This is a genomic window from Brevibacillus brevis (assembly GCF_900637055.1).
Classification (GTDB): domain Bacteria; phylum Bacillota; class Bacilli; order Brevibacillales; family Brevibacillaceae; genus Brevibacillus; species Brevibacillus brevis.
In genome coordinates this window covers 3,415,595-3,427,683 of record NZ_LR134338.1, presented here as the reverse complement: position 1 = coordinate 3,427,683, position 12,089 = coordinate 3,415,595, and the positions used below count along the sequence as shown (strand labels likewise).

Sequence of the window (12,089 nt, the reverse complement as noted above, 5' to 3'; positions counted from 1 at the left end):
GTTCATATGCTGGAAGTTAACTGTGATACATCATCGCTGAAGGCGGAATTGCTGCAAGAGCTGCGGGGAATATCCGTGACGTTAGATGAGAGCATACATGCTTTGAAAAATGAAAACGACTGCCTGCTCGGGACATTTGATCAAATACGCACCAAGTTTAGCCGACTCGAAACAGTAGCAGCCTCGTTTTATTTGCAATGCTATCTCTCTCCCTATACGGAAAAATATCTGGATTTGTCCAAGGCTGTGCAGCATTTGGCCAAAAGGCGTCAAGGAGCATTGATTGTCGTTGAACGCGAGGACCCGCTTGATCTGCTGCTGCAAGCTGGCATACCGATTGGGGCCACGATGAGCCATTCCTTGCTGGAGTCGATCTTTTATCCGGGCAGCCCTTTGCATGATGGGGCCGTCCTGATTCGGGAAAATCATATCATTTCCGCGGCCAATGTGCTGCCGTTATCACAGGTTGTGGTAGGGGAAAAAAAGTTGGGAACCAGACATCGTGCTGCTCTGGGATTGAGTGAAAAAAGCGATGCATTGATCGTTGTTGTTTCCGAGGAAACGGGGAAAGCGTCCTTTGCCATGCAGGGGCACTTGTATCCGATTATTTCACCCTCATGAAAACGCTCCGCGAAAAGCCGTTGCATCAGGGAACTAAACGAGGCTGGATTTGTCAGGGTAATGACAGAAATCCAGCCTCTTGCTATGTCTTCTTAGGTTAGATTCAAGCCCAATTTCCGTTGCGGAACAGTGGTTCACGCTTGCCGTCAGCTGTTTCTCCATCAATGTTCATCTCGGCGGAGCCGATCATGAAATCGACGTGGGTGAGACTGACATTGATACCGCGGCTAGCCAGTTCCTCATTGGTCATGTCAGCGCCACCTTCAATATTCACACTATAAGCGTTTCCGATCGCCAAGTGGTTGGAAGCATTCTCATCAAAGAGTGTGTTATAGAAAATGATATTCGATTGGGAAATCGGGGACAGATGAGGAACCAAGGCCACTTCCCCCAAATAATGCGAACCTTCATCTGTTTCAATTAATTGCTTCAAGGATTCTTCTCCCTTTTCAGCAGTTGCCGAGACAATTCTTCCTTTTTCAAAAGTCAACGTAAAGTTCTCAATCAAATTCCCATGATAGCTCAAAGGCTTAGTGCTGCGAACGGTTCCGTTGACGCCTTCTTTTAATGGCGCGGTGAATACTTCTTCTGTCGGCATGTTGGCCATAAAGGAGACACCGTCTTTATTTAGGCTTCCGCCGCCAATCCAAATGTGGTTGGCAGGCAGCTCGATCGTCAAATTGGTACCGGGAGCTTCGTAATGAAGGTAGCGGTATTGTTTGGCATTGAGCTGATCCACCTTGCTGTTCAGTGTCGCATGATGGTCATGCCAAGCTTGGACAGGGTCATCCATATCTGCCCGTGTGGCCCGGAAGATCGCATCCCACAGGGCAGGCTCCTGTTCCTCTTGTGGCAAATGCGGGAAGACCATGGCGGCCCATGCAGGTGATGGAACGGCAAGCACGCACCAGCTCACTTTATCGGACATGGTATAGCTGCGGAATTTATGGAGAGCTTGACCAGCTGTTTTGTTGGCAGTAGAAATGCGGTCAAGACTCACGCCCTTCAGCAAATCGGGATTCGCTGCAGAAACGTAGAGAAACGCCGCGCCATTTTCCGCCATTTCCTCTAATCCCTGTACCTTCCATTGCGGGTATTCACGAAACGCTTCATCAGGCGCCAAATCATATTTCATCCGTGTGAGTTCATCGTCGGTCCACTCAATATGTACGTGCTTGGCACCCGCTTCGTACGCTTTTTTGGCTACCTTTCTCACAAAAGGAGCAGTAGATAGCGGAGCTGTTACGACTAACGTTTGCATAGGCTGTACGTTCACGCCGACTTTCACAGCGAGATCAGCGTAACGGTCAAACAAGGTTTCAAAAGACATGGTTCATTTCCTCCTTTTAAGAACAAAAGGCTTACTTGCACTCTATCTATTTTACCTTCCCCTCCGAAATCACCTGCTTATGATTTGAAAGAATTTCCTAGGAAAGCGCAGAAAAAGACAGATTACGGCCTATTTCGAGCAAGTTATCCACTTGTTTATTTTGGTTAATTGTAGGAAAATTCAAATGAAAAGGCAATTTTATTACATAAAAATATTTTATTGGCAGAATTAAAGGAGGCAGTCAGAGTGAAGACAAGACAGACACGTGATCAAGTCGCTGTCGAGTATACGTGGAACCTGAACGATCTGTTTGAGAGCCAGGAAGCGTGGGAGCAAGAATTAGCAGAAATTGTACAGCATCTGCCTGTCGTCACTGCATTCAAAGGTCAGCTGCATACGAGTGGAGAGACGTTGTTGGCATGCTTGGAGGCAAACGAGGCGATCAATGTTCGTGCGAATATTGCAGCAACGTATGCGAGACTGCGGTCGTCTGAAGACGGAACGAATCCACAAAACCAAGCGAACGCTGCACGGGTAGGGGATGTCGTGTCCCAGCTGAACGCTGCGCTTTCTTTTATCCCTTCTGAGATTTTGGCGTTGCCTGAAGGAAAAATCGAGAGCTTCTTGAAGGAAGAACCAGGACTCGAAATATTCCGCAAAAGCCTGAATGATTTACTGGAAACTAAGCCGTACCGACTGTCGGCCGAGACGGAGGAAGCGTTTGCGGCGATGGGCGAGGTTTTCTCTGCGCCATACAACATTTACGCGCGCGGAAAGTTGTCGGACATGACATTTGCACCCGTCCATGATGGCGAGGGAAATGAACGTCCAGTATCCTTCGCGCTGTTTGAGACCGATTATGAAATGTCGTCCGATACGGCGCTGCGCCGTGCTTCGTATGAATCTTTCTCAAAGACACTCGCTTCTTACCAAAACTCTTTCGCTGCGGTATACGCGACAGAGGTGAAAAGACAAACCGTCATGTCTCGTCTGCGTGGCTATGAGACCGTAACGGACATGCTGCTTAAGCCACAGCAGGTTACACTGGATATGTACCACAACATCCTGGATATTATCGGGAATGAACTCGCTCCGCACATGCGACGCTATGCGAAGCTGAAAGCAAGAGAGCTCGGCCTCGAAAAACTTGCCTTTTGCGATTTGAAGGCTCCGCTTGACCCAGAATTCAGCCCGCCGATTACGATTGAAGAAGCTGGGCAAAAGATATTGGCATCCTTGCAAGTGATGGGACCAGAGTACACGGCGATTATGGAAAAAGCGCTGAATGAACGCTGGATCGACTATGTAGACAACGTGGGCAAATCGACAGGTGCTTTCTGCTCAACGACATACAGCAAGCACTCTTACATTCTCATTACGTGGTCGGGAAATATGCGCAGTGCCTTCACATTGGCTCATGAGCTGGGGCATTGCGGACACTTTATGCTGGCGACAAGAGAGCAAAGCTTTACGAACTCTCGTCCATCGCTGTATTTTATCGAAGCGCCGTCCACACTCAATGAGCTCTTGCTCGCGCAGCATATCGTGGAGCAATCCGACGATCCTCGTCTGAAGCGCTGGGTCATTTTGCAATTGATGAATACGTATTACCACAACTTTGTCACACATCTGCTAGAAGCGAGAATGCAACGAAAAGTGTACGAAGCCGCGCAAAAAGACGTACCATTGACTGCCAAACAGCTCTCTGAATGGAAAGGGCAAGTGCTCGCAGACTTCTGGGGTGATGCAGTTGATCTGGACGATGCAGCGAGTCTTACATGGATGCGCCAACCGCACTATTACATGGGGCTGTATCCGTACACATACGCAGCTGGTTTGACCGCTTCTACAGCAATGGCAGCGAGCATCAAGCAAGAGGGACAGCCTGCCGTTGATCGTTGGATCGAGGTACTCAAAGCCGGTGGAACACTAACGCCGCTGGAACTGATGAGAAAAGCCGGTGTGGATATGTCAGATCCACAGCCAATCCGCGAGGCTGTCGCATACGTCGGCAGTCTGGTTGACGAGCTGGAAAGACTGTTTTAACCTGATAAAAGAACAAAAGGCTTGTGATCGCGAGGAGTCACAAGCCTTTTGATTTGATCAAGCAAGAAGGAGTAGTCATCATGACCGAATTTACGCAGCGCGCATTAAAAATCATTGCCAGGATCCCGGCGGGCCATGTCATGACGTACGGGCAAATTGCTGCGTTGGCCGGGAGTCCGAGAGCTGCCAGACAAATTGTTCGCATTCTTCATTCCATGTCCAAAAAGCACAAGCTTCCTTGGCATCGGGTCATCAACGCCCAAGGAAAGATCGGATTGCAAGATTTGGATTCGTTTACGCTGCAAAAAATGGCCTTGGAAAGCGAAGGGGTAGTAGTATCAGCAGCAGGAGAAATAGAGTTGGAGCGTTATCAGTTTCACCCGCATGCAGCTGATGAGCCGGTATTCTAGTACCCTACCTCTACGGAAGCAATGACGATATAAGCAAGGTCGTTCTTGTCTTCTTTTTCAGCGATCACGACTCCACTGCTCGTCAGCATGCCGCCATCGACGATTTCGAAGGAGACTTCCCCGTAAGGCAGTGCCTTACGAACCGTTTCCAAGTCGAGCTTGTCCTTGTCAGCAGGGACGGCCAGTCTCACATTTACTTTCATGTTATGGATATCGTTTCCAGGCAGGACAGAGCGCAGTCCAGGCATCGAATTATGATGGATGGCATTTTGAACAGCGCGGACTGCGGCTTTGGTGACGTTTTGTCCATGCATGTCGATGCCCATTCCTATTTCAATAAACATTACTTTTTCCATCGGCTTGTTCACTCCTGTTTCATTCTACTTTTCTACCATCCTTATCTTACCACGAAATTCGTTTGTTTTTCGCTCATCTGTCTTGTGTTTATCGTCAAGACATGTCATCATTACATGTTGGCAATTCTATGCTTGACGATTCTTTTCATTATTGGAGGCAGGTCACAATTGGAACGTTATCCTTTTGCCTACGATCCGTCCCAGCCGTTCATCCCTCAGGTGAGCGATTGGGTAGCGGACGTTTTTTATGAAGTATTGCCTGAAGCTGGATTCGAGGTGCGTGATGAGCAAATCTACATGGCTTTTCAGCTTGAACGGGCTTTTATAGAAAAGCAAACGATTTTTGCAGAGGCGGGAGTAGGCACGGGAAAAACATTGGCTTACTTGCTGTACGCCATCTGCTATGCACGATATACCAGAAAGCCCGCGATCATTGCCTGTGCGAATGAGTCGTTGATTGAGCAGCTCGTAAAACCGGAGGGCGATATTGCCAAACTGGCTCGCCATCTCAACCTGACGATTGACACGAGACTCGGAAAATCTCCGGATCAATATGTCTGTTTGCGCAAGCTGGATGAGGCGAGATTCCAGCCTGAGACAGGAGAAGCATTCCAGCATATTTATCAAGAACTGCCATCATTTGTCCATACACATGAGGCGTTGCAATCGTTTTACCCGTACGGGGATCGCAGCACATATCCTCATCTGGGTGATCAAGAATGGGCGCAGATGAATTGGGATACCTTTCAGGATTGCTTTGTGTGCGACAGACAGCACCGCTGTGGGCAGACCCTTTCCAGAAATCATTACCGCCAGTCAGCCGATTTGATCATCTGCTCCCATGACTTTTATATGGAGCATGTGTGGACCTATGAGATCCGCAAGCGTGGAGGTCAGCTACCGTTGCTGCCACCGCATAGCTCGGTTATCTTTGACGAGGGTCATCTGTTGGAGCCTGCTGCCCAAAAAGCATTGACATACAAGCTGAATCACTCCGTGTTCGAAGAAACGATTACGCGTGTCTTGAAGGGTGAGATCAGGGAAGAGCTCGCTATTGCTATTGAAGAAGCTATTGCCCAGAGCGAAGAAATGTTCTCCCGACTGAACGAAGAGAGCAAGGCTGTGAAGGGCTCCAACCGTAAAGAAATCCATTTTCATCCGGAACTCATTGCAACCATCCACCGCTTTACGAGCCTTGTCGGTTGGATTGAAGAAGAGCTGGCGTTAGAGGGTGGCCTGTATACGTTGGACGAGTTCCAGCTGCGAATTGTCGAAGAGCATCTGGAAATGATGCAGCTGGCCCTGGGGCTTTTCCAAGACCCGGATCACGTCATTTCCTGGATGAGTGAAGAAATTACAGGGCCGACCTTGGTCGTCATGCCAAAAAAGGTGCAGGAAGTACTGGAAGAGCGCGTATTCTCTCAAAAGATGCCGATTGTCTTCTCGTCGGCGACTTTATCTGTTGATGGATCGTTCAAGTATGTGGCGGACAGCTTGGGCATTGAGCAATACCTGTCTTTCTCGGTGGCTTCTCCATACGAGTACGACAAGCAAATGGAGGTATACGTACCGACACTTTCTTCGACAGACTCATTCGCGGAAAAAATGAGCCAGGCTACCCAATTGCTGCAAAAATCAGCGGGTAGTGCGCTTCTGTTGTTTGCCTCCATGGAGGAATTACAGCAATTCAAGGTCGCCATCAAAAACGAGCCTGCCTGTACAGATCTGCGATTCTTGTTTGAAGGAGATGCGGAAATCAGCCATCTGATCTCTCAGTTCCAAAACGACGAGAAAAGCAGTCTCTGTGCGGTGAGCCTGTGGGAGGGGCTGGATGTTCCGGGGCCTTCACTGTCCAACGTGATCATTTGGTCACTGCCATTCCCGCCGAATGATCCTGTGTTCACAGCAAAACGAAAAAGTGCAGCGAATCCTTTCGAAGAGGTCGATTTGCCTTACATGCTGCTGAGACTGCGTCAAGGTATCGGGCGCTTGATCCGTTCTCGAGAGGATAGCGGTCTGGTATCGATCTTGAGTCCTCAATTGAGCCAAAATGAAAAGCTGAGACAGCAAGTAAAGGATGTTTTTCCGACTGGCGTAGAGTGGAAAACGTCTTTGGAAGATGTATTGGCGTAAGGAAAAAGCAGGAAGCCATGAAGGCTCCTGCTTTTTTCTATGGCTATTCCGGCATGTTGCCTACTGTAGGGTCGACGACGAAATCTGGCTTGAAGCCTTCATATTTTACTTCGGATACCATTCCTTGCGCAGCATGGCCCAAATCGTGGCAGTGGAACATCCAGTCTCCTGGATTGTCAGCTTCAAAGGCGACTACGTAGGATTCACCCGGTAAAATGTTCAGCGTATCCTTGACCAGAGGGGAGCCTGTGATAGGCTGTCCGTTTTTGCTCAATACTTGGAAGAAATGTCCGTGCAAATGCATCGGGTGGATATCTTTTGGTGATTTGTTCACCATTGTGACTTTGACCAGATTGCCTTTTTTGACGTTGAGCGGAGGGACATCCGGGAACGTTTTTCCATTGATGGTAAAGGCCATTTTTCCATCAGCCGTTTCCGTGTTCAGATCCATTTGATACGTAATGTCATACTTCTGCTCCAGCGTAAAGCTGCTTTTTGCCGCCTCACCGTATTTGGTAATGTCTATCGTTGGCATGTCGCCAGCTTCAGATTTGGCTGTTTTTGTTTCCGAGCCTTCGTAGACGATGGGCACGACCAGTGACTTGGCGCCTGGATTTGTGCTGCGCTCCTCTAATAACCATTTGCCAGGATTGTTTGCGACGAATTCGAGATCATATCGTTCGCCTGGTCCAATATTGAGGAGCTGGCCTCCCACGAGGGGCGGATTGTTGATGGGCTGCCCGTCTGTTGCCACGATTTTAAATTCATGACCTTGCAGGTTCAGCTTGTGGTTCAAGTATCCGGCATTGATCAGGCGGATTCTGACTTTCTCTCCTTCTTTAACAGATAGCGGCTGGATTGCAGGGCCTGTTTTTCCGTTTACTGAAAAGATTGTATACATTAAAGGCATCATCTCAGCGTCACTCATGGGCATCTCCATACCGGACATGTTGTGACCACCAGAGGATGAGCTATCGGAAGTAGGGGGCATCGTGCCGTGGCTCATGCCACTTCCGTGCATTTCTGCCATGCTATCGTCCTGCATCCATTCATCGAGAACGAGGGTAAAGTCCTTATTGGCTTGCTCTGGAGTAGCCGGTTCTACCACGAGGGAACCATACAAGCCTTTATCTACCTGCTTGGCGCTGTTTTGATGCGAGTGGTACCAGTATGTCCCGGCAACGTCCACCTTGAATTTGTAGGTGAAGCTTTCGTTTGGTCTTACGGCATTTTGGGTCACGCCAGGGATTCCGTCCATGTTATTCGGGACGGGTAAGCCATGCCAGTGAATGGTGACCGGCTCGGGCAATTCGTTTTTCAACGTCACGCTGATGGTTTCCCCTTGTTTGACACGAAGCTGTGGACCTGGAACGGTTCCGTTGTACGTCCATGCGTTTTTCATGGTCTTGTCATCGAGGTGGAGCATATTTTCTTTTGCCGTGAGGGTAAACGTATTTCCTGTAAGTACCTCCATCGACGAGTCGCTGGAAGCAGACATCTGCTGCGGTTGCGTTTCTGCTGCTGTTTGGGGTGAAGCATTCATGTTGTGTCCATTATGATCCATCGTGGTATTGTCAGTGGAGCAAGCGGATAACAGCAAAACGCCACCTAGAACGATAGGATAAGCCCATGGGCGTATTTTCCGTTTGTTCATGTGCACTTTTTCCTCCTTTGAGCTGTTGGAGAAAGCGTACCAAACGATTGTGTAGAAAACATGAAGACAAAGATGTATGACACTTCTGTTACGCATTGTGCAAAAATGGGAAAGTAAGCGTGAACAAATGCTATAATGGAGTATCGTACATACAAGTAATCAGTAGAATCGGACAGGGATGGTGTTCACGTTTGGGTAACGTAGATTTTGCGAGCTTGCCTTGGAATATTTTTTGGGTTGGAGTCGCTTATTTTTTGGTCACAGGAGTCTTTTTCTGTCTTGGATTTATGCGATTGCTTTCCGAACGGGTGAAAAGTGGCATCGTATGCATGGTGATTGCGGTTGTCAGTGGTGGTTTTTTCTTGAATTATTTGTTTACTCATCACATTTAAATCTTGATAATCAAGCGGAAATCCTCGTCGGTGCTGGTAATCGATGGGGATTTTATTTTTATCTTGTGTTTCCCGTTTCGATTGGCGAAAATGGAAGTGACAGGGGAATAACCGGGTTGATGTCGCTTTCCTTCGGGGGATACCGATTCCAAAGCAACCATTCCTCACAAATTGGAACAGACTATACATACAAGCTTTTGGATTTGGCATTACATCAAGCAAAAACTTATTGGCTCAAAGGTTTATCAACAAATGACAATCAAGAATGTCAATACAACTCGCAAAAATTTGGGAACGGATGCAGGCTGTTGATCCGTAAATCTTTTGTGACAAGTAAACACGTTGCATTTTGCATCTGACAGTGGTGGTCTGCGATGATCTACAATCGTGAAGCTGATGGGGGAAAGTATACCAGCAGCTTCTTTTTTTGTTCCGCGTTTTTACCGGGAAAAAACATGGTCAGAATGTAAACAGTTTGTAACGAGTTATCCCCCGAAACCGTCATATAATCAGGTTACAAACAACGATTCAGCAAGCGTACAACGTAAGACAAGTACCGGGTAATTTCCTTGTGAGACCATCCAATATAAGGAAGGTGTGATGCATATATAAGGGAGTAATCGAACAGAAAACAACAAGATAGTGAGTAGTTCATCACATCCTGAATACGGGCAACGATGATGGGAAGAATTCATTTTCCATAAAGATAATGAACGAGACCAACCCCCGTTTTCGCACGATTCCAAAAAACAGGGGTTTTTGCATTCATAGAGCACGCAATTCCCGATGTGTAATGACTGCCCCCAACAACAAATGATGAAAACAGAACGGAAGTAAAAGGGGAGAATGCAATGTTTTGCATGGCGAGCACGAAGAATCACCATAAAAAAATAAAAAGGACGATGGGTACGAAAAGAATCAATAATCAGAACGAATTAATCACTCGCCAACATGCAACGATAGGAGGCCACCAGCATGCCTGAACCGATCAAAGGCTCCAGCAGTCGATACATGGCTGGGATCGACGGGCTTCGTGCGCTGGCGGTACTCGCAGTCATTATTTATCACTTGAATTACGATTGGGCACCCGGTGGATTGTTGGGTGTCGGTATTTTCTTCGTTTTATCGGGATATCTGATTACCGACTTATTAATTGCAGAATGGAATCGGAATGGCAGACTCGATATGAAAGACTTTTGGTTGCGCCGTGCCAGAAGACTGCTCCCAGCGCTTTTCCTCATGCTGTTTGTGGTGATGGCAGGGGTAGCCATCTTTTCGCCAGCTCAGTTGGACACCATCCGCGGAGATGTAGGAGCAGCCGTTCTGTACGTGAGCAATTGGTGGCTTGTCTTTCATGACGTATCTTATTTTGAAAAATTCGGTCCGCCTTCACCATTAGGCCATCTGTGGTCATTGGCAGTAGAAGAACAGTTTTATGTCATTTGGCCACTCGTACTCGCTTTGGGACTCCGCTTCCTGAAGCGCAGGGGGCCAATCATGATCATTACTTTGGCGCTGGCTGCACTATCCGCCATCTCCATGGCTGTTTTGTATGAGCCAGGTCTTGATCCGAGTCGTGTTTATTACGGAACGGACACACGGGTATTCGGGTTGCTGATCGGTGCCGCCCTCGCCATGATGTGGCCGAGTCGCATGCTTACGACGAACATTTCACAAAAAGCGCGAATGACGCTTGATCTAAGCGGTCTCTTGAGCTTAGGGATTCTTTTGTACAGCATTTGGAACACGAATCAATATGATGATGATTTGTACGAGGGCGGGCTCGTCCTTTTGTCTGTCGTCAGTGCCGTGTTGGTCGCCGTACTCGCACATCCGGCAAGCAGCTTGGCGAAATGGATGGGCTGCAAGCCTTTGCGCTGGATCGGCGTTCGATCTTACGGTATTTATTTGTGGCATTACCCTGTTATCGTGTGGACGAATCCGATTTTAGCGGAATGGGAGTGGATGACGGTACCTGGAGCGGTTTTGCAGCTCCTCGCAAGCATTTTGCTGGCATCGTTGTCATGGAAATATCTCGAAGAGCCAATTCGCTATGGTGCATTAGGCAGAATCTGGTATCGTTCCAATAAGGCAGGGCAGAAAACAAAACGATTAAACCGTGTATTGGCAACTGGTTGCGCGATTGCTCTTTGTGTCACGTATTATGGGATCGCTTCGCTCACGTCAGATGCGACCGCCGGAAATGTGACGCAGACACAGCCAACGCAGACTGTCACCGAGACAAAGATCCCCGACAAGCCCCTTGGTCCTGAGGTGCCCATCATAGAGAAGAAGCCGGAAACGGTTCAAAAACCAGCTACTCCACCAGCAAAACCGAAAAACGAGCAGAAACCAAATAACAACACACAAAAACAGAAGCCTGTGGAGAAGCAGAAAGATTCGAATGCTTCCAAACAGCCTGACCCAAAACAAGAATCGATAAAAGCAATTGGCTCCGGTAAAGGAATCACTGTAGTTGGTGACTCTGTGATGATTGACGTGGCTCCTTATCTGGAGAAGCTATTGCCAGGGATCGTCGTTGATGCCAAAATCGGAAGGCAAATGTCCCAAGCTCCTGAGGTGATTGCCCAGCTCAAGGCAAAAGGGCAATTGGGAAATCGTGTTGTGATTGAATTAGGCTCGAACGGCGCATTTAGTAAAGGGCAGCTCGATAAGCTGCTGCAATCACTGGATGGCGTCGAGCAAATCATTCTGGTCAACTCTCGCGTACCTAAACCGTGGGAAAGCGTCGTGAATAAGATGCTGGCGGAAACTGCTGCTGCCTACCCGCATGTCGTTCTTGTGGATTGGTATGCGGCAAGTGAAGGGCAGAGCTCTTACTTTTACAAAGACGGTGTTCACCCGAATAAGGAAGGCTCGCAAAAATACGCGGCACTCGTGGCGAGTGCAATCGCGCCGACAGAGCCGGAGAAAAAGAAGCCGGAAGTGAAAGAGGAAGAGAAAGCGGCAGATACGGCAGTAGAAGAGGAAGGGCAGATGGAAGGGGCACTGGAGGCAACGGAGGAAACCCCCGTGGAAGAAATGGTGCAATGAAATTAGGAAGACCAGTGAATGCAAAGGTTCACTGGTCTTTTTCCGTAGCTCGGTTGTACAGCTAAACATAATTTTCATCAAACAATAGCAGAT

At 48.2% G+C, this 12,089-nt stretch carries 9 protein-coding genes; 6 read left to right on the top strand and 3 right to left on the bottom strand.

Going from position 1 to position 12,089, the window contains the following annotated elements:
- The first annotated feature begins 6 nt into the window (after positions 1-6).
- Positions 7-621: a sporulation-specific diadenylate cyclase CdaS gene (gene cdaS, locus EL268_RS16150; RefSeq protein WP_106655064.1), complete on the top strand. Its 615-nt coding sequence runs from the start codon at positions 7-9 to the stop codon at positions 619-621.
- 103 nt (positions 622-724) lie between these two features.
- On the opposite strand, the gene EL268_RS16145 is transcribed toward cdaS, so the two are convergent.
- The gene (locus EL268_RS16145; protein WP_106655066.1) at positions 725-1,951 is read right to left on the bottom strand and encodes an aminopeptidase; all 1,227 of its coding nucleotides are present in this window, start codon (positions 1,949-1,951) and stop codon (positions 725-727) included.
- A gap of 246 nt (positions 1,952-2,197) precedes the next feature.
- Here EL268_RS16145 and pepF point away from each other — a divergent pair, with 246 nt between their 5' ends.
- Together pepF and EL268_RS16135 are read left to right on the top strand one after the other, a co-directional pair.
- Entirely contained in the window at positions 2,198-3,997 is a 1,800-nt protein-coding gene (gene pepF, locus EL268_RS16140; RefSeq protein ID WP_106655068.1) for an oligoendopeptidase F, read from the top strand.
- Positions 3,998-4,077: 80 nt separating this feature from the next.
- The gene (locus EL268_RS16135; protein WP_106655069.1) at positions 4,078-4,407 is read left to right on the top strand and encodes an MGMT family protein; all 330 of its coding nucleotides are present in this window, start codon (positions 4,078-4,080) and stop codon (positions 4,405-4,407) included.
- Here EL268_RS16135 and EL268_RS16130 read toward each other — a convergent pair.
- Positions 4,404-4,763 (bottom strand): Lin0512 family protein, encoded by a 360-nt coding sequence (locus EL268_RS16130; RefSeq protein WP_048032795.1) that lies wholly within the window; start codon positions 4,761-4,763, stop codon positions 4,404-4,406. The two genes, EL268_RS16135 and EL268_RS16130, sit on opposite strands and share 4 nt — an antisense overlap.
- A gap of 168 nt (positions 4,764-4,931) precedes the next feature.
- Between EL268_RS16130 and EL268_RS16125 the strand changes: the two genes are divergently transcribed.
- The gene (locus tag EL268_RS16125; RefSeq protein ID WP_106655071.1) at positions 4,932-6,896 is read left to right on the top strand and encodes an ATP-dependent DNA helicase; all 1,965 of its coding nucleotides are present in this window, start codon (positions 4,932-4,934) and stop codon (positions 6,894-6,896) included.
- Positions 6,897-6,939: 43 nt separating this feature from the next.
- Here the strand turns inward: EL268_RS16125 and EL268_RS16120 are convergent, their stop codons facing one another.
- On the bottom strand, positions 6,940-8,550 hold the full coding sequence (locus EL268_RS16120; RefSeq protein ID WP_106655073.1) for a multicopper oxidase family protein: 1,611 nt from the start codon (positions 8,548-8,550) through the stop codon (positions 6,940-6,942).
- 220 nt (positions 8,551-8,770) lie between these two features.
- Here EL268_RS16120 and EL268_RS33130 point away from each other — a divergent pair, with 220 nt between their 5' ends.
- On the top strand, positions 8,771-9,301 hold the full coding sequence (locus EL268_RS33130; RefSeq protein ID WP_174769405.1) for a hypothetical protein: 531 nt from the start codon (positions 8,771-8,773) through the stop codon (positions 9,299-9,301).
- Between the two features lie 616 nt (positions 9,302-9,917).
- Complete coding sequence (locus EL268_RS16110) at positions 9,918-11,996, top strand: acyltransferase family protein (RefSeq protein ID WP_106655076.1); 2,079 nt, start codon at positions 9,918-9,920, stop codon at positions 11,994-11,996.
- Positions 11,997-12,089 lie beyond the last annotated feature (93 nt).